Consider the following 19,428-nt stretch of genomic DNA (forward strand, 5'->3'; position numbering starts at 1 on the left):
TTTCAATGTGTACCCGAGCATGGCGCACTGCAGCACCGCTTGCAACTGCCGTCCGTCCTGCCGGTGGGCTACCAGCCCATGTGGTGGCCGCCGTTGATGTCCAGGTTGGAGCCGGTGATCCAGGCCGCTTCCTCGGCGACCAGGAAGCCGACCGCGTAGGCGATCTCCTCCGGACGGCCCAGGCGGCCGGTGGGGATGTCGGCCACGATCTTGGCGCGGACCTCCTCCGGCACCGCCATGACCATGTCGGTGGCCACGTAGCCGGGGGACACGGTGTTGACGGTGATGCCCAGGCGGGCGTTCTCGCGCGCCAGCGAAATGGTGAAGCCGTGCATGCCGGCCTTGGCGGCGGCGTAGTTGGCCTGGCCGTACTGGCCTTTCAGGCCGTTGATCGAGCTGATCTGGATGACCCGGCCCCACTTGCGCTCGCGCATGCCGTCGATGACCGGACGGGTGACGTTGAACACCGAGTTGAGGTTGGTGTTGATGACCTCGTGCCACTGCTCGGCGGTCATGCGGTGGAAGGTCGTGTCGCGGGTGATGCCGGCGTTGTTGACCAGGATCTCGACCGGACCCAGCGCCTGCTCGACGCCGCGCACGAGGTCAGCGGCGCCTTCCGGGGTGCCGACGTCGCCGGGGACGAGGGTGATGTCATAACCCTCGGCCTTCATCTGCTGCTGCCAGGCGCGGGCCTTTTCCTCGTTGCGGTAGTTGGTCGCGACCCGGTGGCCCATGTCCGCCAGGCGTTTGCAGATAGCGGTACCAATTCCGCCGGTGCCACCAGTGACAAGTGCGACGCGACTGCTCATGGGGTTCCTTGCCGGCTCGGCTATTCAGACAGTTCCGGGCCAGTTGTAGTGAGCGCTTCGTGAAAGTGCAAGCGCGCCGGAAGCCGTGCACGCTCGAAGTGCATGATCGCGCGCCGAAGTAGTGCGTCGACCTTGTTCTGGCCCCGTAATGGTGCCGGGTCCTGTCCGAGCAGGGACCAGCAATGTTGCAGTGCAGGAACCGGATCCGCCGGATCCACGGGCAGCGCGGCGCTGGACTTGGACAGTTTGTGGCCGTCGGCATCCAGCAGCAGCGGCAGGTGCAGGTAGCGCGGGGTGGGCAGGCCGAGCGCGCGCTGGAGCAGGATCTGGCGCGGGGTGGAGTCGAGCAGGTCGGCGCCACGCACCACATCGGTGACGCCCTGTTCGGCGTCGTCGACCACCACCGCCAGCTGGTAGGCCCAGAAGCCGTCGGCGCGCAGCAGCACGAAGTCGCCGACCGCGCGGTCCACGTCCTGGGCGTAGCGTCCCTGCAGGCCGTCCTCGAATTCCACACGGCTGCCATCGGCCACCCGCAGCCGCACCGCCGGATGCGGTCGGGGCACGGTGGTGACGCAGCGGCGATGGATACCGCCGGCGGCGGCCAGCTCGCTGCGGCTGCAGGAACAGGGGAAGGCCATGCCCGAGGCGAGCAGGCGGTCGAGCGCATCCCGATAGATCGCGCCGCGGTCGCTCTGCCGCACCACCGGCAGGTCGGACTCCATGCCGAACGCGGCCAGCGCGGCCAGCTGCGCATCGGCCGCGCCGGGCACTTCGCGCGGGCGGTCCACGTCTTCGATGCGCACCAGCCACTGGCCACCGGCGACCCGCGCCAGCAGCCAGCTGCCCAGCGCGGCGACCAGCGATCCGGCGTGCAGCGGCCCGGTGGGCGAGGGTGCGAAGCGGCCGCGGTAGGGAACGTCGGATGCCTGGGATTCTTGCGCCATCGGCGCATGGTCGCGGCGCGGCGGGCTTGATTTCAAGGGTGGCGGCATCCATCTGCCGGATGTCCCCAACGAACAATCCCGGAGCCTGCAGAGTGTTCAGCCGTATCGCCCTGTTCCTTGCCACCAACCTCGCGGTGCTGTTCCTGGCCAGCATCGTGATGTCGCTGCTGGGCGTCAGCCCCGACCAGATGGCCGGCCTGCTGGTGCTGGGCGCCATGTTCGGCTTTGGCGGCTCGCTGATTTCGCTGCTGACTTCCAAGTGGATGGCCAAGCGCGCCACCGGCGCCCAGGTCATCACCCAGCCGCGCAACGAGGCCGAGCGCTGGCTGCTGCAGACGGTGCGCCGCCAGGCCGAGGCCGCCGGCATCGGCATGCCCGAGGTGGCGGTGTACGACGCGCCGGAGATCAACGCCTTCGCCACCGGCGCCAACCGCAACAATGCGCTGGTGGCGGTGTCCACCGGCCTGCTGCGCAACATGAGCGCCGACGAGGCCGAGGCCGTGCTGGGCCACGAGGTCGCGCACGTGGCCAACGGCGACATGGTGACCATGGCCCTGCTGCAGGGCGTGCTCAATACCTTCGTGATCGTGCTTGCGCGCGTGGTCGGCGGCATCGTCGACACCTACCTGTCCGGCAACCGCGAGGGCGAGGGCCGCGGCATGGCCTACTTCGCGATCGTGCTGGTGCTGGAGATGGTGTTCGGCCTGTTCGCGACCATGATCGCGATGTGGTTCTCGCGTCGCCGCGAGTTCCGCGCCGACGCCGGCGGCGCGCAGCTGGCCGGTCGCCACAAGATGATCGCCGCGCTGGAGCGGCTCTCGCTCAACCATGGCCAGAGCACGCTGCCGAACCAGATCGCCGCCTTCGGTATCTCCGGCGGCATCGGCGAGGGCCTGCGCAGGCTGTTCCTGAGCCATCCGCCGCTGGCGGAGCGGATCGCGGCGCTGCGCGCCTCGACCGCGGCCTGATCCGGTCGACCGGAAGCAAACGGCCCGCCAATGGCGGGCCGTTTCCGTTGCAGGCCGCGGCACGGGTCAGCCGGCAGCGCCGGGAACCTGCTGGCACTGCACCGGCTCCTGGCCGGACTGGGTCAGGGTGGCTTCGTTGCCCTTGTTCCAGAATTCGTTGCCGTTGGCGTCCGCGTAGCGCGCGCCGGAAGCGGAGCGCGCCTGCATCAGCACCAGTTCGCCGCGGTCATGGACCAGGGTGACGGTGCCGGCGCCATTGTCGAAACGCGCGGAGAGGCGCTGTTCGCCGCACTGGAAGGCGCTCTGGACGATGTCTTCGTTGATCGCGCCGGACATGGCCGGATCGAGCTCGGCGCTGGAGGGATCGCCAGCGGTTACCGCCGCCGCATCGCCGGCCGGGGGCGGTGCGGCGCCGGGGTCGGTGGCCGGCTCTCCCGGTTCCGCGTCGCGCTGGCACGCCGCCAGCGCCACCACCATCAGCAGCGGGGCGATGGCATGGATGGATCTGTTCATGCGGAACGCTCCTGGCCCTTGTGGCGACCTTCGGCGATTTCCTCGACCAGCTTGGAGCAGAAGGCCGGCAGGTCGTCGGGGGTGCGGCTGGTGACCAGGCCCTGGTCGACCACGACCTCGCGGTCGACCCAGCGGGCGCCGGCGTTCTCCAGGTCGCGCTGGATGTTCTGCACCGAGGTCAGCTCGCGCTTGCCCACCACGTCGGCATTCACCAGCACCCAGGGGCCATGGCAGATCGCGCCGACCGGCTTGCCTGCCTGGAAGAAGGCGCGGGTGAAGCGGACGGCGTTGTCGTCTGCGCGCAGGGCGTCCGGATTGAACAGGCCGCCCGGGATCACCAGGGCGTCGTAGTCGGAGGCGTCGGCATCGGCCAGGGCCTGGTCGACGTCGACCTTCTCGCCCTTGTCGAAGTGGCGCATGCCCTGGATCGAGCCCTTCTCGGGCGACACCACGTCGACCTCGGCGCCGCTCTCGCGCAGGGCGCGCAACGGCTCGAGCAGTTCGGATTCCTCGAAACCGTTGCTGGCCAGGATGGCGACGCGCTTGCCGGAAAGCTTGCTCATGGGGGCTCCTTGCGGGGGAATGGGGAGCGCCCACGATAGGTGCCACCCTGCGCCGCAGGCGCGAAGGTGGCGTGGTCGAAACATTAAGCGCCGACCGTCGTTCAGCCTCAGCGCGGCGCCTGCTCCAGCCGCAGCACCGGGTACAGGCCATGGCGCTGGTCCCAGGCTGGATGCCGGCGGTAGAAGAACTCCAGCCGCGCCGCCGGGTCGGCCGCGAAGGCCTCGTCTTCGGCCAGGCGCCGCTCGAATTCGCCGCGCACCGCCGGATCGCGCAGCATCTCCCGCGCGACCTGTTCGGCGACGTAGTCCTCCATGTACTCCTTGCGCTCGAAGGCGTTGTTGAAGCTGCCCCAGGCCACCAGCGAGTCCGGCGCCCGTGGCTCGAGCAGCGCCAGCACCACGCGGGCCAGCGGTTGCGCGACCGGCACGTACAGTGCGCCGGCGCGCACGTCATGGCGCTCGCGCTGCCAGTCGCCCTGCAGTTGCAGGCCTTGGCGGCCCTCGAACGATCCGTCGGCAAAACCGATCATGGTGGCGCGGAAGGCATCGGCCTCCACGCCTTCGAGCGGCTGGTCCAGTCGCCGGTACTGCACGCCGTGGGTGTCCAGCACGCGCTGCACCTGCGCCGCCCATGCCGGCGGCACCAGGTAGCCCCCCGCCGGCACCTTGACTTCCACGCTGGGTACCAGCTGGTAGCGCAGCGGCAGCTTCCAGACCTGCGGGGTGGTCTCGTCGTAGCGGGTCATCAGCGCGCCGGATACGTCCGACGGCGTGCGGGCGTAGGCGTAGCCGCGGAAATCGATCGTACGGGTCGCGTCGGTGGCATCCCAGGCCAGCGCCTCGACCTTGCCAGCCAGGCGCGCGGCGCGCGCATCGGCGGCATCGGCCTCGGCACGCCAGCGTGCGCCATGCCGGGCGATCTGCTCCAGCACCGCGACCACGGTGTTGCGGGTGGTGCGCACGCGCTCGGGATAGGTGCGCCAGGAATGGGTCTCGACCAGCATGCCCAGGCGGTTGCGCAGCACGAAATAGCCGTGGGAGAAGCGCGGCGGCGGCACGTCGTCGGCGAACCCGGTGGAGGGGTCGTCCTCGACCAGGAACGAGGGATAGAAGTCCAGCGGCAGCGAGCCGGCCTTCGCCAGGTCGGCGATCACCGCGTCGCGCCACCGGCGGCCGGCCTTGCGCAGGACCGCATCGCCGGAATGCAGCGGCTCGACCTGGATGGAGACGTCGTGCTCGAACTGGGCGCCGTCGGTGGCGTGCAGGTCGACCATCGCCAGCGGATCCCATTCGCGCACCAGGGCCAGCATGGCCTGCATCTCGGGCGAATCTGCCTTCAGGTAGTCGCGGTTGAGGTTGTAGCCCTGGGCCGTGGTGCGCCAGCCGGTTTCCTCCGGGCCGCGCTGGTTGGGACGGTTCCACGCGCCGAAGCGCTCGTGGCCATCGACGTTGAACACCGGCACGAACAGCCACACCACCTTGTCCAGCACGCCAGGCGCCGCCTTGCCTTCCAGCACCTCGCGCAGGGCCAGGAAGCCCGCGTCCTTGCCGTCCACCTCGCCGGCGTGGATGCCACCCTGGACCAGCACCACCGGCAGCTTGCGGCGGCGGGCCTCGGCGGGATCGAACGCACCGGTCGCGGTGACCACCAGCAGCTGCATCGGCCGGCCCTCGGGCGTGGTGCCGAACTGCAGGGCGCGGACCCGGTCGGGCCAGCGCTGCTGGAACGCGCCTGCCAGGGCCGGGACCTCGTCGTAGCGGCCGGTGCGCAGGAAGCCGGAGCGCTCGGCCACCGTGGCCAGCGGCTCGACGGGCTGGGCGGAGGCGGGCAGGGCGGGCGTGGCGGCGAGCAGGCAGGCCAGGAGCAGGCGGGAGCGGAGCGTCATTGATCGGGCCAGGGCGGAAAGCGGACATGATGCCAGCGGCGTCTGGTCGCGGCAGCCGCACGATCCCCTCGGGTACCGGCCGCGATGCGGGATCAGGTACCCTCCGTTTCTTTTGTGACGGTACCCGGGATGAGCACGACCACCGCCGGACAGGGGCGCATGCCCCGGCAGATCCCCTTCATCATCGGCAACGAGGCCTGCGAGCGCTTCAGCTTCTACGGGATGCGCAACATCCTGGTGCAGTTCCTGATCACCTCGACCCTGCTGCAGCACATCATGGCCGGGCAGGAGCGGGAGCTGGCCGCCAAGGACCTGATGCACAGCTTCATGATCGGGGTGTACTTCTTCCCGCTGCTGGGCGGCTGGCTGTCCGACCGCTTCTTCGGCAAGTACAACACGATCCTCTGGTTCTCCCTGGTGTACTGCGCCGGCCATGCCTGCCTGGCGCTGTTCGAGGACAACCGCGCCGGCTTCTTCACCGGCCTGGGCCTGATCGCGCTGGGTGCCGGCGGCATCAAGCCGCTGGTGGCCTCGTTCATGGGCGACCAGTTCGACAGGACGAACAAGCACCTGGCGCGGGTCGTGTTCGACGCCTTTTACTGGATCATCAACTTCGGTTCGCTGTTCGCCTCGCTGCTGATGCCGCTGTTCCTGAAGAACTTCGGTCCCTCGGTGGCGTTCGGCATTCCCGGCCTGCTGATGTTCGTGGCCACCCTGGTGTTCTGGCTGGGTCGCAAGCGCTACGTGCTGGTGCCGCCGCAGCGGGTGGTGGACCAGCACGCCTTCTCCCGGGTCATCCGTACCGCGCTGCTGGCGCAGGCGCCGGGGCAGGGCAGGGCCGGCCTGTGGCTGGCCTGGATTGGCGTGGCACTGGCGGTGGCCTCGTTTGGCCTCATGCCCTCCCTGGGCTTCGTGATCTCGTTCTGCGTTGCGCTGGTGGTGCTGCTGGCAGGCGTCGGCGGCGGTGCCTGGATGCAGCTGGAGCGCGCGCGTGGCGTGCATCCGGACGAGGCGGTGGACGGTGCGCGTTCGGTGCTGCGGGTGCTGGTGATCTTCGCCCTGACCACGCCGTTCTTCTCGCTGTTCGACCAGAAGGCCTCCACCTGGGTGATCCAGGGCAACGAGATGACCAAGCCGGAATGGTTCGTGTCCTCGCAGATGCAGGCACTGAACCCGGCGCTGGTGATGATCCTGATCCCGTTCAACAACCTGGTGCTGTACCCGGCGCTGCGCCGCTTCGGCTGGGAGCCCACCGCGCTGCGCCGGATGACCGCGGGCATCGCCTTCAGCGGCCTGGCCTGGATCGTGATCGGCGGCATCCAGGTGGTGATGGATGGTGGCGAGCCGATGTCCATCGTCTGGCAGGTGCTGCCGTACGCGCTGCTGACCTTCGGCGAGGTGCTGGTCTCGGCCACCGGCCTGGAGTTCGCCTACAGCCAGGCGCCGGCGGCGATGAAGGGCGTGGTCATGAGCTTCTGGAACCTGACCACCACCATCGGCAACCTGTGGGTGCTGCTGGCCAACGCTGCGGTGCGCAACGACACGGTCACCGGCAGCATCGCCACGACCGGGCTCAGCACCACCGCCTTCCAGATGTTCTTCTTCGCCGTGTTCGCCCTGGTCGCCGCCCTGGTGTTCGGCATGTACGCGCGCAGTTACCGCATGGTCGACAACTACCGCGCCGCCGCCTGAGGAGCACCGATGCTGCAACCCGTGACCCTGGCCCTGATCGCCATCACCGCACTGGTGTCGTGGCGGGCCTTCAGCGACCGCCGCCTGCTGGACCGCATGATCCTGTGGCCGCCGGCGGTCGCGCGGCAGCGCGAGTACTGGCGCCTGCTGACCCATGGTTTCCTGCATGCGGATTTCCCGCACCTGCTGTTCAACATGTTCACCCTGTTCTTCTTCGGTGGCCTGATCGAGCGGCTGATGACGGGCATCACCGGCAGCCGGTTGACCTTCCTGCTGTTCTACCTGTCGGCGATCGTGGTGGCGATCCTGCCCAGCTACCTGAAGAACATCGGCAACCCGCGCTACTTCAGCCTGGGGGCGTCGGGCGCGGTGTCGGCGGTGCTGTTCGCCTTCATCATGGTCAAGCCGTGGTCGCTGATCCTGGTGTTCTTCGTGCCGATGCCGGCGATCGTCTACGCCGTGTTCTACGTCGGCTACAGCATCTGGATGGACCGCCGCGGTGGCGGCAACATCAACCACAGCGCGCACCTGGCCGGCGCCGCCTACGGCGTGCTGTTCATGGTGGCGATGGCGCCGGAAGTCCTGGAGCTGTTCTGGCAGCAGCTGCTCAACCCCCGCTTCGGCTGAGCGGGGATCACCTGCCGTGAATGCGGCGCGTGCCAGCCTGCCCCGGTCACCCAGCGACGGAGGCATCCATGGCGACACGCAAGGCCCGCACGCCCGCCACCCCGGCAGGCACCCGCGCTTCGCGCCCCGGGACATCCGCCCGCGGCAGCGCGAAGAAGACCGCAAGCCGCGCCAGCGCTGACAGCGCGGAGCCCAGGCGCAAGACCGCCAGCGCGTCCCGCACTACGGTGGCGAAGAAAGCCAGTGCGGCCAGCGGTAGTACCGCACGCAAGAGCGCCGCCAGGAAATCGACCGCGACCGCGGCGAGAAAGGCTGGGGCTCGCAAGGCCGCGACAGGTGCCACCAGAAAGGCTCCGGCGAAGAAGGCCGTGGCGAAGACGACCGCGGCACGGAGGTCACCCGCCAGCAAGGCCGCTACGACCCGCAAGCCCGCGGCGAAGAAGGCAGCGCCGGCAAGGAAAGCGACCGCGAAGAAGACGTCGACTGCCAGCAAGTCGGCAGCGGCGAACAAGCCGGCCGCGAAGTCTGCTGCCAGGAAGACCACCGCCAGGAAGGCCGCGACGAAGAAAGCCGCGGCGAAGAAGGCCGTAGCGAAGAAGGTTGTAGCGAAGAAGGCCGCCACGAAGAAGACCGTGGCAAGGAAGGCGCCCGCTTCGAAGGCCACGAGAACGCGCACTGCCGCCAACACTTCGGCGCCGAAGCCCACGGCACGCAAGCCGGCTATCGGCCAGGCGACGCGTGCGGCGGCCAGCGGCAAGCCCGATGGCGCCCGTCGTACGCGCCGCCCGCGCAAGCCCACGCCGGAGGAGGCGCTGCAGCGCACGCACGAGTTGCTCGAGGCGCACAACGAGCAGGCCAGGCAGGTCCCGGCATGGCGCCTGCTGGAGGGCGGGCAGGGTGGTGGCACCGCTCCGGCGCCGACCGAGGCCTCGCCCGAACTGGCGGTGCGCCAGAACGAACTGCACCTGGCCGAAACCCGGGCCAAGGCCACCCAGGGCAGCGCCAGCATCCAGGACCGTCGCAACCAGCGGCGGCGCGACCAGCGCTGAGAGCAGGGCAGCGCCCGGCGGCCGCCTCAGGCGGTGCCGGGCGCTTCGTCGGGGTAGTTCGCTTCCAGGCGGCTGTAGACGTCGGAGGCGAGCTGTTCGCACTCCGTGGTCTCGGTGCGGCCGTCCACCGCCATCTGGTAGAGGCCTTCGAGCAGGGAAGCCTCGCTGGGATTCCACTGCGCCTGTTGCTTCGGGTTCGTCGTGCTCATGCGGCGCCTGTTCGCGCACTCTTCACTTGGCTGAATCAAACCTCAGGTCAGGGGCGTATGCAAGCAGTCATCACGCAGGCTTGGCAGTCAGGTACGTGAAAATGCGCCCGTCCAACGTCCAGGGCGACCGATGACCACCAACCCCGAGATCCACCACGACGCCAACGCCCACCGCTTCCGCACCGAGGTGGAAGGCGAGGTCGCCGAGCTCAGCTATCGCCTTGATGGCGGGCTGCTGGTGATCGACCACACCTGGGTTCCCGAGGCGATCGGTGGCCGGGGCATCGCCGGGGAGCTGGTGCGCACCGCGTTCGAACATGCGCGCGGGGCGGGCCTGCGGGTAGTGCCGGCCTGTTCCTATGCCGCTTCCTGGGTGACACGACATCCCGAATTCGCCGACACCCTCGCCGGCTGAAACAACGCAACACACGGGGCGCGACCCCACGGCGCCCGCCAAGGAAGCACGCATGACCCGCCCCCGGACCTGGACCGTCCTGCTCCTCCCGCTCCTGATCGCACTTGCCTTGCCGGGTTGTCGCGACGAACCGGCCACTGCGCCCGGTGATGCCACTACCGCTGATGGCACCGCCGGCCAGGAGCCGGATCCCGCCGCACCCGTGGCGCAGCCGCCGGTGGACCTGAAGGACGTGATGGAGCGCGATCCGCGCTACCTGATCGGCATCAGTTATCCGCCGGGCATGTCCACCCATCCGGGCCTGGCCGCCGCACTGCACGCCTACGCCGAAGGCGCACGCGCCGAACTGCTGGATGCGGTCGGATCCCTCGATGCCCCGCCGACCGTGCCCTACGACCTGTCGCTGGGTTTCCGCCTGCTGCTGCAGACGCCGCAGGTGATCGCGGTGGCGGCCGACGGCAGCGTCTATACCGGGGGCGCCCATGGCCAGCCGCTGGTGGCGCGCTTCGTCTGGCTGGTCGGGCGCGAGGAGATGCTCACCGCCGACCGTCTGGTCCAGGATCCCCGCGGCTGGGAGGTTGTGGCCCGCCAGGTGTCCGAGCAGCTGGCCGCCTCGGCGCAGATCCGGGCGATCGACGGCTCGCTGAGCCCGGAGGAGCGCAAGAACCTGCTTTCCTCGGCGCTGCGCATGATCGACGAGGGCACCGGGGCCGATCCGGAGAACTTCGCCCAGTTCGAGCCGGTGCCCGCCGCGGACGGGCGGATCGCGGCCCTGCGCTTCGTGTTCCCCCCCTACCAGGTCGGTCCCTACGCGGACGGGGTACAGTACGCCGAGGTGCCGGCCGCTACGCTGCTGCCTTACGTGGCCGGGGAGTACCGGGAGCTGTTCGCGCAGTAGGAGGACGCTGATGGGGGCGGGATCCCTTGCCAGGCGTCGGGTCGAAGCGCTGCTCGCCGATGCCGACGTGAGGATCGGCGGCGATCGCGCCTGGGACCTGGAGCCACGTGACGAGCGGTTGTGGACGCGCCTGCTGGCGCAGGGCTCGCTGGGACTGGGCGAGTCGTACATGGATGGCTGGTGGGACACCGGCTCGCTGGACGGCCTGCTACTGCGGCTGATCCAGGCGCGGCTGGGCGAAAAGGTGCGTGGCCTGGCCGGGCTGCGCGACGTACTGGTCGCGCGCCTGACCAATCCGCAGACCCGCAGCCGTAGCGGCGAGGTCGGGCGCCGCCACTACGACCTGGGCAACGACCTGTACGCGGCGATGCTGGGCCGGCGGCTGGTCTACAGCTGCGGATACTGGCGCGATGCCGCCGACCTCGATGCCGCCCAGGAAGCCAAGCTCGACCTGGTCTGCCGCAAGCTGCGCCTGCAACCGGGCATGCGCGTGCTGGACATCGGCTGCGGCTGGGGCGAAGCGCTGAAGTTCGCGGCCGAGCGCTACGGCGTCTCCGGGGTGGGCGTGACCATCTCCGCCGAGCAGGCCGCCTACGCGCGCCAGCTGTGCGAAGGCCTGCCGATCGAGATCCGCCTGCAGGACTACCGCGACCTGGACGAGCGCTTCGACGCCGTGTTCTCCATCGGCATGTTCGAGCACGTGGGCGTGCGCAACTACCGCGAGTACTTCGAGGTGGTGCGCCGCTGCCTGCCGCCTGGCGGGCTGTTCCTGCTGCACACCATCGGCAGCAACGTCTCGGTGCGGCGCACCGATCCCTGGATCGCGCGCTACATCTTCCCCAACTCGATGCTGCCCTCGGCCGCACAGGTCACCCGCGCCAGCGAGGGGAAGTTCGTGGTCGAGGACTGGCACAACTTCGGCCCGGACTACGACCGCACCCTGCAGGCCTGGCGCGACAACATCGAGGCGGCGTGGGAGCGGCTGGGTCCGCGCTACGACGAGCGCTTCAGGCGCATGTGGCGGTTCTACCTGGCCGGGTCCATGGCCAGCTTCCGCGCGCGCCGCGCACAGCTGTGGCAAGTGCTGCTTTCGCCGGAGGGCGTGCCGGGCGGGCTACGGGTGCCGCGCTGAGGCGTGGCGAAAATCTAGCCAACCCTCTTGACACCCCCGCCACTGCTGGCGCGCAGACGCTTATCCACAGCTTCGTGCAGGTTTGATCCACACCGATTGTGGAAAACCCCCGCGAGCGGCGATCGCAGGAAAGAAGACGCCGCCCGTAGGCGGCGTCTTCGTGGACCTCAGCGGCCGGCCTTGTCCAGGCCGCGCTTCTCGAGCAGCGGTTCGATCCGCGGCTCGTGTCCGGCGAAGTCGCGGAACAGGTCCAGCGCCTCGCGGGTGCCGCCGCGCGAGAGCAGGGTGGCGCGGAAGCGGTCGCCGTTCTCGCGCTTCAGGCCGCCGTTCTCCAGCATCCAGGCCTGGGTGTTGGCGTCCAGCACCTCCGACCAGATGTAGGCGTAGTAGCCGGCCGAGTAGCCGCCCATGATGTGGCTGAAGTACGGGGTGCGGTAACGCGGCGGCACCGGGGCGTAGGCGATGCCGTCGGCGGCCAGCGCATCGGCCTCGAACTTCATCACGCCATCGGCTTCCGGCAGCTTGTCGGCTCCGACCTGGTGCCAGCGCTGGTCGAGCATGGCCGCGCCCAGGTACTCGGTGGTGGCGAAGCCCTGGTTGAAGGTCGAGGTGGCCTTGACCTTGTCCAGCAGCGCCTGCGGCATCGGCTCGCCGGTCTCGTGGTGCTTCGCGTAGTTGGCCAGCACTTCCGGCCAGTCGGCCCACATCTCGTTGACCTGCGAGGGGAACTCGACGAAGTCGCGCGGGACCGAGGTGCCGCTGAAGTACGGGTAGGTCACGTCCGAGAACATGCCGTGCAGGGCGTGGCCGAACTCGTGGAAGGTGGTGGTGACCTCGTCCCAGGTCAGCAGGGTCGGGCCGCTGGCCGGCTTGGTGATGTTGAGGTGGTTGGCCACCACCGGCTTGGTGCCGCGCAGCCTGGACTGCGACACGTACGAGTTCATCCAGGCACCGCCGCGCTTGGACGCGCGTGCGTACGGGTCGAAGATGAAGATCGCCAGCTGGCTGCCGTCGGCGTCGAGCACGTCGTACACCCAGGTGTCGGGGTGGTACTTCGGCAGGTCGGTACGCTCCTTGAAGCTGATGCCGTAGAGCTTGCTGGCGGCGAAGAACACGCCGTTCTCCAGCACGCTCTTCATCTCGAAGTAGGGCTTGAGCTGCGACTCGTCGAAGTCGTAGGTCGCCTTGCGCACCTTCTCGGTGTAGTAGGCCCAGTCCCAGGCCTCGAGCTGGAAGGTCGGCTCGCCCTTGGCGGCCTGCTCGCGGTCGATCATCTTCTGCAGCTCGGCGGCCTCGCGCCTGGCGTTGGCGACGGCGGCGGGCGCCAGCTTGCCCAGCATCTCATTCACCGCTTCCGGGGTTTTGGCGGTGGACTGCTCCAGCGAGAACGCGGCGTGGTTCGGGTACCCGAGCAGGGCGGCGCGCTCGGCGCGCAGCTTCATCACCCGGGCGACGATGCCGGTGTTGTCGTACTCGTTGCCGCGGGCGCCACGGCCGACCGAGGCCTCGTGGATGCGGCGGCGGGCCTCGCGGTTCTCCAGGTAGGCCAGCGGCGGCTGGCCGGTGGTGTTGAGCAGGGTCACCACGTACTTGCCATCGAGGCCGCGCTTCTTCGCTTCCTCGGCGGCCGCGGCCACCTGGGCGTCGGTCGAACCGGCCAGCTCCTCGGCGCTGTCAAACACCACGGCCGAGGCGTTGACCTCGTTGAGCACGTTCTGGTCGAACTGGGTGCCCAGCTTGGCCAGCTCGGCGTTCATGTCCCGCAGCCGCGCCTTGTCCTCGTCGGACAGGTTGGCGCCGGAGCGGACGAAATCGGTGTAGTAACGCTCGACCAGGCGCACGCCCTCGGCGTCCAGGCCCAGGCTGTCGCGCTGGTCATGCAGCGCCTTGATCCGCTCGAACAGGGCGCCGTCGAGCATGATCGCGTCGCGGTGCGCGGCGAACTTCGGCGAGTAGTCGGCCTGGATGGCCTTGCGCGCGTCGTTGGTGTCGGTGCCGACCAGGTTGAAGAACACGGCGCGGGCGCGGTTGAGCACCTGGCCGCTGTTCTCCAGGGCGATGATGGTGTTCTCGAAGGTCGGCGCCTCGCTGTTGGAGGTGATCGCCTCGATTTCCTCCAGCTGCTCGGCCATGCCGGCGTCGAACGCCGGGGCGAAGTGCTCGTCCTTGACCCGGTCGAAGTGCGGGTACTGCAACGGCAGCTCGCTCTCGACCATGAACGGGTTGTCCTGGGTCGAAGCGGCCGTGGAGGCCTCGGCGTTGCCGGGGGAGGGACCCTCGGCGCTGGTGCAGGCGGTCATGCCGAGTCCGAGGGCGGCAGCGAGTGCCAGGGAAAGGCCGGTCTTCTTCATGGGTTGGAACAGTTCCTTGGGAAACAAACCTCCCAAGGGTACCCCAGCCCGCGCCGGCCCGGGGCGGCCTCAGCCTCCCGGCTGCGGCAGGTCCCTGCGCGGCGGCCGGTTCTTCACCTGTTCCGGCAGCAGCGACAGGATGTCATCGACGATGCCGGGTATGGCGTCACTTCTCCACGAAGGCGCGTTCGAACACATACTGGCCGAGGCTGCCGATGCGCGGCGAGGCGGTGAAACCACGGCTGTCGAGCAGGGTGCGGAAATCGGCCAGCATCTGCGGGCTGCCGCAGATCATGGCGCGGTCATGTTCCGGATCCAGCGGCTCCAGGCCGAGGGTGCGCATCATCTCGCCGCTGGCCATCAGGTCGGTCAGGCGGCCGCGGTTCGGGAACTCCTCGCGCGAGACGGCCGGGTAGTACAGCAGTTTCTCGCGGATGATCTCGCCCAGGATCTCGTGGTTGGGCAGTTCCTTCTCGAAATAGTCGCGGTAGGCCAGGTCCTGCACGTGGCGCACACCGTGGCAGATGACGATCTTCTCGAAGCGCTCGTAGGTTTCCGGGTCCTTGACCACCGACAGCCACGGGGCCAGGCCGGTGCCGGTGCCCAGCAGGTACAGGTTGCGGCCGGGGTGCAGGTCGCTGATCAGCAGGGTGCCGGTGGGCTTGCGCCCGATCAGGATGCTGTCGCCGGGCTTGATGTGCTGCAGGCGCGAGGTCAGCGGGCCGTCCTGGACCTTGATCGAGAAGAACTCCAGCTGCTCTTCCCAGTTGGCGCTGGCGATCGAATAGGCGCGCAGGATCGGCTTGCCGCTCTCGGTGGGCAGGCCGATCATCACGAACTGCCCGTTCTCGAAGCGGAAACCGTCGTCGCGGGTGGTGGTGAAGCTGAAGTAGGCGTCGGTCCAGTGACGGACGTCGAGCACCGTTTCGGTGCCGTAGGCGGAGGACATCGGGGAGGGATTGCCGGTTCTGGTTCGCCGCCCATTGTATCCGACCGCCCGGGCCCGACCCTTGAGCGTGGTCAAACGGCCGGATGGCGGCGGCCCGGGCGAGGCCGCCGCCGGCGTGCGCTCAGCCCTGCGGCGGCTCCAGCTTCAGCAGCTTGCCGTCGGCCTCGTCGGTGACCAGGTAGATGTTGCCGTCGGTCCCGGCGCGGACGTCGCGGATGCGCTCGCCCAGGCTGTCCAGCAGGCGCTCCTCGCCGACCACCCGCTCGCCCTCCAGCTGCAGCCGGATCAGGTTGCGGTGGGCCAGCGCGCCCAGGAACAGGCTGTCGTTCCAGGGCTTGCCCTCGTGGCCGGTGTAGAACGCCATGCCCGACAGGCCCGGCGAGATCTCGAACACGTGGTGGGCCGATTCGGTGCCCTCGTATTCCTTGCCCCGGGCCTCGGCGATCGGCTGGCCGGAGTAGTCGATGCCGTGGGTGGCCAGCGGCCAGCCGTAGTTGAGGCCCGGCAGGGGCAGGTTGATCTCGTCGCCGCCGCGCGGGCCGTGCTCGCTCTCCCACAGCTTGCCGGTGCGCGGGTCGAAGGCCAGGCCCTGCGAGTTGCGGTGGCCGTAGCTCCAGATCTCCGCGCGCGCGTCGTCGCGGCCGACGAACGGGTTGTCCTCGGGGATGCCGCCGTCCAGGCGCAGGCGCACCAGCTTGCCCTGCAGCTTGTCCAGCTGCTGCGCCATCGGCTTGAACGAGCGGTCGCCCTGGCTGATGAACACATGCCCCTGGTCGTCGAATGCCAGGCGCGAGCCGTAGTGGTGCTCGGCGTCGACCTTCGGTTCCTGGCGGTAGATCACGGTCAGGTCGGTGAGGGTGTCGCCGTCGAGGGTGGCGTAGGCGGCCGCGGTGCCGGAGGTGTTGTTCTCGCCCGGCTCGGCGAAGGTCAGGTAGATGCGCTGGCTGGTGGCGAAGTCCGGGGCCAGGGCCACGTCGAGCAGGCCGCCCTGGCCGCGCGCGGCGACCACGGGCACGCCCTTGACCGGCGCGGAGATGCTGCCGTCGGCGCCGATCCGGCGCAGGTTGCCGCCGCGCTCGGTGACCAGGAAGCCGCCCTCCGGCAGCGGGGCCACCGCCCACGGGTGCGCCAGGCCGCTGGCGACCACGCTCAGCTTCGCCTGGCCCTGCTGGCTCTCCAACACCTGCGGCTCGCTGGCCTGCGGTGCGTCCACGGCGGGCGCCGGGGCGCGGTCGCAGGCGGCCAGGCCTGCGGCCAGGGCGATGGCAAGGAGGGAGGGCAGGTGCCGGGTGTGCTGCATGCGTGGACGCTCCAATGGTGCAAAGAGCGTCAACGATAGCCGGCGGCCTGCAGCTCGAACAACTCGGCGTAGCGCCCGCCCTGGGCCATCAGCTCGGCGTGGGTGCCGCTGGCCTCGACTTTGCCGCCGGACAGCACGAGGATCCGGTCGGCCATGCGCACGCTGGAGAAACGATGCGAGATCAGCACGGCGGTGCGGCCCCGCGAGAGTTCCTTGAAGCGCTGGAACACCTCGAACTCGCTGCGCGCGTCCAGCGCCGCGGTGGGCTCGTCGAGGATCATGACCTGGGCGTCGCGCATGTAGGCGCGCGCGATCGCCAGCTTCTGCCACTGTCCGCCGGACAGGTCCACGCCGGTCTTGAAGCGGCGCCCGATCAGCTGGTCGTAGCCCAGCGGCAGGCCTTCGATTACTTCGTCGGCCATGCCGCGGCGGGCGGCGTCGCGGATCCGCTCCATGTCCTCCAGCGCCTCGATCCGGCCCACGCCGATGTTCTCGCCGGCGGTCAGGTGGTAGCGCACGAAGTCCTGGAAGATCACGCCGGTGTTGGAGCGCAGGTCGTCCAGGTCGTAGTCGCGCAGGTCGCGGCCATCGAGCAGGATGCGTCCCTCGTCCGGGTCGTACAGGCGCGCGAGCAGCTTGACCAGGGTGGTCTTGCCCGCGCCGTTCTCGCCGACCAGGGCCAGGACCTCGCCGGCGCGCAGCTCGAAGCTGAGCCCGCGCAGCGCCCAGTGCTCGTTGCCCGGGTAGCGGAAACCGACGTCCTCGAACACGAAGCCGCGCTGGATCGGGCGCGGGACCGGCACCGCGTCGGGACGCGAAGCGATCTCCGGCTCGATCTCGAAGAAGGAGAACAGGTCGTCCAGGTACAGGGCCTGGCCGGCGACCTGGGAGAAGCCGACCAGCAGGCCCTCCAGCAGCTGGCGCAGGCGCATGAAGCTGCCGGCCAGGAAGGTGAGGTCGCCGATGCTGAAGTCGCCGCGCACCGTGCGCCAGGCGATGTAGGCGTAGGCCACGTAGTAGCCCAGGGTGCCAAGCGCCGCCAGCACCGTGCCCCACAGCGCACGGCGGCGGGCGAGGGCGCGGTTGGCCAGGTAGAACTTCTCCGCCAGCACCTTGTAGCGGTCGACCAGGAAGCGGTGGAGGTTGAAGATCTTCACCTCCTTGGCCGTTTCCACGCTGGCGCCGGTCTGGCGCAGGTATTCGAGCTGGCGCCGCTCCGGGGTCCACTGGAAATTGAGCGAGTAGCCCAGCGCGTTGAAGTGCGCCTCGCCGACGAAGGCCGGGACCAGGGCCACCGCCAGCAGCAGGATCAGCCAGGGTGCGTACACGAGCAGGCCGACCGCGAAGCTGACCACGGTGATCGCGTCCTGGACCTGGCCGAACAGCTGGCTCATCAGGTTCATGCGGCTCATGGTCTGGCGCCGCGCGCGGTCCAGCTTGTCCTGCAGGTCCGGGTCCTCGAAGTCCTCCAGGTCCAGGGTCGCCGCGTGCTCCATCAGGCGCACGCTGCTGGCGTTGGTGAACAGCTCCGAGAGCAGGCTGTCGGCATAGCTGACCAGGCGGCCGGTCAGGTCCGAACCCACCGCCACCGCCAGCTCCAGTGCCAGCAGCCACAGCAGCGGCGACAGCAGCCCGCTGCGCATGGCATCGCCGAGGCGGTCGAAGCCGACGCCCAGCCCGGCCAGGCGGATCACCTCGTCGATGATCAGCTTGCCGATGTAGAGCATCAGCACCGGCATCAGCGAGCGGACCAGGCGCAGGCCGAGGCTGGCCAGGGTCAGCCCGGGGCTGGTGGCCCAGATCTGGCGCAGGAATGGCGGCAGGTTGCGCAGGGCATCGAAGCGCTCGCGCAGGCTGGGACTGCCCTGGCCACGGGCGGGCCGGGTCTTCGGTTCGGGAGAGGCACTCATCGACGCATTGTGCCGGGACCAAGGTGGCCCCGTCGTCCACGGCCCCCGCCAGCCGCGAATGCCGCCCCCAATCCCGAATCCCGAATCCCGAATCCCGCCCAATAAAAAGGCCCGCCGAAGCGGGCCTTCTTATTGGGCTGAACCAGACTCAGAACGCGCCGTGCAGATCCTTCAGCTGCGACTCGCGCGAACCGAAGTAGGCCGCCAGGTCGGCGATCTCCTGGTCGTTCAGGTCGGTGGCCTGCGGGGTCATCAGCGCGTGCTGGCGGGCGCCGCTGCGGTATTCCTTCAGGGCGTGGGCCAGGTAGTCCGGGTACTGGCCGCCGAGCTTGGGGTAGCTGGCGTCGATCGGGGCATTGCCTTCGGCACCGTGGCAGTCGATGCAGCTCTGGGCGGTGGCCTTGCCCTTGGCGGTGGCAAGCTGCTCGCCGATCGGGGCGCGGCCGGCCGGCAGGCCGGCGGAGGAGCTGGCCGGCGCGTGGCCTTCGGCGGCGGTGGAGCCGTCGCCGCCACCACAGGCAGACAGGGCCAGGACGGCGGTCAGGGCGAGGGCGAGACGCGGGGCGTGCACGGCTTTCGACATGGGCGGCTGGCTGCTTACTTGATGGTGGAAAGGAAGGCGGAGATGTCGGCGATGTCCTGCTCGGTGAAGCTCTGCGCCTGGGCACGCATGGTCGGGTGCCGGCGCTTGTTGTCGCGGTACTCGTGCAGGGCCTGGCTCAGGTACTCCGCCGACTGGCCGCCGATCTTCGGCACCTTGAAGCTGGGGTACGCATTCTTGTAGCCGGTGATGCCGTGGCAGCCCTGGCAGGTGTAGGCCAGGGAGCGGCCGCGCTCGGCGTCCCCGGCGACGGAGGCGGGAGCTTCGGTCGTGGCCCCGGTCGCGGCCTCCGGCCCGGTCGGCTGGGTGGCGTCCTGGGCGATGGCGCCGAAGGACAGGGAGGTAACCAGGGCAAGGCAGGCGGCTAGCGGCAGCGGGCGGCGCATCATTCGTTAGTCCGGTCGGTCTCGTATGGAGTCGGTCGTGCCGGTCTACCCCTCCGGACACGAAAACCGCCGCAGTATAGCCCTGCCTTAACGAAAGCGGGAACCGCCCGCATTGCGCTCGATCAATGACCCCGTCCCGGCAACCGCCAACCGGTCGATCATGGGTGGACCATGACCTTCGGCGCATGGCGGCTGACCGTCTGGGTGATCTACTTGCATACAACAC

General features: G+C 69.4%; 20 protein-coding genes. 7 read left to right on the plus strand and 13 right to left on the minus strand.

Annotated elements, in window-relative coordinates:
• Nucleotides 1-68: 68 nt before the first annotated feature.
• Together PSESU_RS06855 and gluQRS are read right to left on the minus strand one after the other, a co-directional pair.
• Nucleotides 69-809, minus strand: a complete 741-nt coding sequence (locus PSESU_RS06855; RefSeq protein WP_013535032.1) for a beta-ketoacyl-ACP reductase — start codon at nucleotides 807-809, stop codon at nucleotides 69-71.
• Nucleotides 810-829: 20 nt separating this feature from the next.
• Entirely contained in the window at nucleotides 830-1,753 is a 924-nt protein-coding gene (gene gluQRS, locus PSESU_RS06860; protein WP_013535033.1) for a tRNA glutamyl-Q(34) synthetase GluQRS, read from the minus strand.
• Nucleotides 1,754-1,845: 92 nt separating this feature from the next.
• Here gluQRS and htpX point away from each other — a divergent pair, with 92 nt between their 5' ends.
• Nucleotides 1,846-2,721, plus strand: coding sequence for a protease HtpX (gene htpX, locus PSESU_RS06865; RefSeq protein WP_013535034.1), 876 nt, complete (start codon nucleotides 1,846-1,848; stop codon nucleotides 2,719-2,721).
• A gap of 66 nt (nucleotides 2,722-2,787) precedes the next feature.
• On the opposite strand, the gene PSESU_RS15665 is transcribed toward htpX, so the two are convergent.
• From PSESU_RS15665 to PSESU_RS06880, 3 genes are all read right to left on the minus strand, one after another.
• Nucleotides 2,788-3,234: an MliC family protein gene (locus PSESU_RS15665; protein WP_013535035.1), complete on the minus strand. Its 447-nt coding sequence runs from the start codon at nucleotides 3,232-3,234 to the stop codon at nucleotides 2,788-2,790.
• Complete coding sequence (locus tag PSESU_RS06875; RefSeq protein ID WP_013535036.1) at nucleotides 3,231-3,797, minus strand: type 1 glutamine amidotransferase domain-containing protein; 567 nt, start codon at nucleotides 3,795-3,797, stop codon at nucleotides 3,231-3,233. The genes PSESU_RS15665 and PSESU_RS06875 overlap by 4 nt, the downstream gene beginning before the upstream one ends.
• Before the next feature lie 107 nt (nucleotides 3,798-3,904).
• Nucleotides 3,905-5,683 (minus strand): M14 family metallopeptidase, encoded by a 1,779-nt coding sequence (locus PSESU_RS06880; protein ID WP_013535037.1) that lies wholly within the window; start codon nucleotides 5,681-5,683, stop codon nucleotides 3,905-3,907.
• A 129-nt stretch (nucleotides 5,684-5,812) separates the two neighbouring features.
• On the opposite strand from PSESU_RS06880, the gene PSESU_RS06885 reads away from it, so the two are divergent.
• Entirely contained in the window at nucleotides 5,813-7,375 is a 1,563-nt protein-coding gene (locus PSESU_RS06885; protein WP_013535038.1) for an oligopeptide:H+ symporter, read from the plus strand.
• A gap of 9 nt (nucleotides 7,376-7,384) precedes the next feature.
• Nucleotides 7,385-8,002: a rhomboid family intramembrane serine protease gene (locus PSESU_RS06890; protein WP_013535039.1), complete on the plus strand. Its 618-nt coding sequence runs from the start codon at nucleotides 7,385-7,387 to the stop codon at nucleotides 8,000-8,002.
• Between the two features lie 46 nt (nucleotides 8,003-8,048).
• Here the strand turns inward: PSESU_RS06890 and PSESU_RS16130 are convergent, their stop codons facing one another.
• Nucleotides 8,049-8,759: a hypothetical protein gene (locus tag PSESU_RS16130; RefSeq protein WP_155942732.1), complete on the minus strand. Its 711-nt coding sequence runs from the start codon at nucleotides 8,757-8,759 to the stop codon at nucleotides 8,049-8,051.
• Between the two features lie 73 nt (nucleotides 8,760-8,832).
• Between PSESU_RS16130 and PSESU_RS15675 the strand changes: the two genes are divergently transcribed.
• Nucleotides 8,833-9,051, plus strand: coding sequence for a hypothetical protein (locus PSESU_RS15675; protein WP_049782298.1), 219 nt, complete (start codon nucleotides 8,833-8,835; stop codon nucleotides 9,049-9,051).
• 26 nt (nucleotides 9,052-9,077) lie between these two features.
• On the opposite strand, the gene PSESU_RS06900 is transcribed toward PSESU_RS15675, so the two are convergent.
• Entirely contained in the window at nucleotides 9,078-9,260 is a 183-nt protein-coding gene (locus PSESU_RS06900) for a hypothetical protein (protein WP_013535041.1), read from the minus strand.
• A gap of 130 nt (nucleotides 9,261-9,390) precedes the next feature.
• Here PSESU_RS06900 and PSESU_RS06905 point away from each other — a divergent pair, with 130 nt between their 5' ends.
• Genes PSESU_RS06905 through cfa form a run of 3 tightly spaced genes read left to right on the plus strand, consistent with a single transcriptional unit; the run spans nucleotide 9,391 to nucleotide 11,705 of the window.
• The gene (locus PSESU_RS06905; RefSeq protein WP_013535042.1) at nucleotides 9,391-9,675 is read left to right on the plus strand and encodes a GNAT family N-acetyltransferase; all 285 of its coding nucleotides are present in this window, start codon (nucleotides 9,391-9,393) and stop codon (nucleotides 9,673-9,675) included.
• 52 nt (nucleotides 9,676-9,727) lie between these two features.
• Nucleotides 9,728-10,573: a DUF3298 and DUF4163 domain-containing protein gene (locus PSESU_RS06910; RefSeq protein ID WP_013535043.1), complete on the plus strand. Its 846-nt coding sequence runs from the start codon at nucleotides 9,728-9,730 to the stop codon at nucleotides 10,571-10,573.
• A gap of 10 nt (nucleotides 10,574-10,583) precedes the next feature.
• The gene (gene cfa / locus PSESU_RS06915; protein WP_013535044.1) at nucleotides 10,584-11,705 is read left to right on the plus strand and encodes a cyclopropane fatty acyl phospholipid synthase; all 1,122 of its coding nucleotides are present in this window, start codon (nucleotides 10,584-10,586) and stop codon (nucleotides 11,703-11,705) included.
• 167 nt (nucleotides 11,706-11,872) lie between these two features.
• On the opposite strand, the gene PSESU_RS06920 is transcribed toward cfa, so the two are convergent.
• The 6 genes from PSESU_RS06920 to PSESU_RS06945 form a co-directional block, all read right to left on the minus strand.
• The gene (locus PSESU_RS06920; protein WP_013535045.1) at nucleotides 11,873-14,056 is read right to left on the minus strand and encodes a M3 family metallopeptidase; all 2,184 of its coding nucleotides are present in this window, start codon (nucleotides 14,054-14,056) and stop codon (nucleotides 11,873-11,875) included.
• 166 nt (nucleotides 14,057-14,222) lie between these two features.
• The gene (locus tag PSESU_RS06925; protein ID WP_013535046.1) at nucleotides 14,223-15,005 is read right to left on the minus strand and encodes a ferredoxin--NADP reductase; all 783 of its coding nucleotides are present in this window, start codon (nucleotides 15,003-15,005) and stop codon (nucleotides 14,223-14,225) included.
• 121 nt (nucleotides 15,006-15,126) lie between these two features.
• Nucleotides 15,127-16,305, minus strand: a complete 1,179-nt coding sequence (locus tag PSESU_RS06930) for a PQQ-dependent sugar dehydrogenase (protein ID WP_013535047.1) — start codon at nucleotides 16,303-16,305, stop codon at nucleotides 15,127-15,129.
• A gap of 29 nt (nucleotides 16,306-16,334) precedes the next feature.
• Nucleotides 16,335-18,215: an ABC transporter ATP-binding protein gene (locus tag PSESU_RS06935; protein WP_013535048.1), complete on the minus strand. Its 1,881-nt coding sequence runs from the start codon at nucleotides 18,213-18,215 to the stop codon at nucleotides 16,335-16,337.
• A 148-nt stretch (nucleotides 18,216-18,363) separates the two neighbouring features.
• Nucleotides 18,364-18,798 carry a c-type cytochrome gene (locus tag PSESU_RS06940; RefSeq protein ID WP_013535049.1) on the minus strand — a complete coding sequence of 145 codons (435 nt, stop codon included), beginning with the start codon at nucleotides 18,796-18,798 and terminating at the stop codon, nucleotides 18,364-18,366.
• Nucleotides 18,799-18,812: 14 nt separating this feature from the next.
• Nucleotides 18,813-19,205, minus strand: a complete 393-nt coding sequence (locus PSESU_RS06945; protein ID WP_013535050.1) for a c-type cytochrome — start codon at nucleotides 19,203-19,205, stop codon at nucleotides 18,813-18,815.
• Nucleotides 19,206-19,428: the final 223 nt, after the last annotated feature.

The organism is Pseudoxanthomonas suwonensis 11-1 (assembly GCF_000185965.1).
Lineage (GTDB): Bacteria > Pseudomonadota > Gammaproteobacteria > Xanthomonadales > Xanthomonadaceae > Pseudoxanthomonas > Pseudoxanthomonas suwonensis_A.

Excerpts from the sequence above, each read along its gene's own strand:
- PSESU_RS06855 (WP_013535032.1), bottom strand. The coding sequence starts at position 809 with ATGAGCAGTCGCGTCGCACTTGTCACTGGTGGCACCGGCGGAATTGGT.
- gluQRS (WP_013535033.1), bottom strand. The coding sequence starts at position 1,753 with ATGGCGCAAGAATCCCAGGCATCCGACGTTCCCTACCGCGGCCGCTTC.
- PSESU_RS15665 (WP_013535035.1), bottom strand. The coding sequence starts at position 3,234 with ATGAACAGATCCATCCATGCCATCGCCCCGCTGCTGATGGTGGTGGCG.
- PSESU_RS06875 (WP_013535036.1), bottom strand. The coding sequence starts at position 3,797 with ATGAGCAAGCTTTCCGGCAAGCGCGTCGCCATCCTGGCCAGCAACGGT.
- PSESU_RS06880 (WP_013535037.1), bottom strand. The coding sequence starts at position 5,683 with ATGACGCTCCGCTCCCGCCTGCTCCTGGCCTGCCTGCTCGCCGCCACG.
- PSESU_RS06885 (WP_013535038.1), top strand. The coding sequence starts at position 5,813 with ATGAGCACGACCACCGCCGGACAGGGGCGCATGCCCCGGCAGATCCCC.
- PSESU_RS06890 (WP_013535039.1), top strand. The coding sequence starts at position 7,385 with ATGCTGCAACCCGTGACCCTGGCCCTGATCGCCATCACCGCACTGGTG.
- PSESU_RS06900 (WP_013535041.1), bottom strand. The coding sequence starts at position 9,260 with ATGAGCACGACGAACCCGAAGCAACAGGCGCAGTGGAATCCCAGCGAG.
- PSESU_RS06905 (WP_013535042.1), top strand. The coding sequence starts at position 9,391 with ATGACCACCAACCCCGAGATCCACCACGACGCCAACGCCCACCGCTTC.
- PSESU_RS06910 (WP_013535043.1), top strand. The coding sequence starts at position 9,728 with ATGACCCGCCCCCGGACCTGGACCGTCCTGCTCCTCCCGCTCCTGATC.
- cfa (WP_013535044.1), top strand. The coding sequence starts at position 10,584 with ATGGGGGCGGGATCCCTTGCCAGGCGTCGGGTCGAAGCGCTGCTCGCC.
- PSESU_RS06920 (WP_013535045.1), bottom strand. The coding sequence starts at position 14,056 with ATGAAGAAGACCGGCCTTTCCCTGGCACTCGCTGCCGCCCTCGGACTC.
- PSESU_RS06925 (WP_013535046.1), bottom strand. The coding sequence starts at position 15,005 with ATGTCCTCCGCCTACGGCACCGAAACGGTGCTCGACGTCCGTCACTGG.
- PSESU_RS06930 (WP_013535047.1), bottom strand. The coding sequence starts at position 16,305 with ATGCAGCACACCCGGCACCTGCCCTCCCTCCTTGCCATCGCCCTGGCC.
- PSESU_RS06935 (WP_013535048.1), bottom strand. The coding sequence starts at position 18,215 with ATGAGTGCCTCTCCCGAACCGAAGACCCGGCCCGCCCGTGGCCAGGGC.
- PSESU_RS06940 (WP_013535049.1), bottom strand. The coding sequence starts at position 18,798 with ATGTCGAAAGCCGTGCACGCCCCGCGTCTCGCCCTCGCCCTGACCGCC.
- PSESU_RS06945 (WP_013535050.1), bottom strand. The coding sequence starts at position 19,205 with ATGATGCGCCGCCCGCTGCCGCTAGCCGCCTGCCTTGCCCTGGTTACC.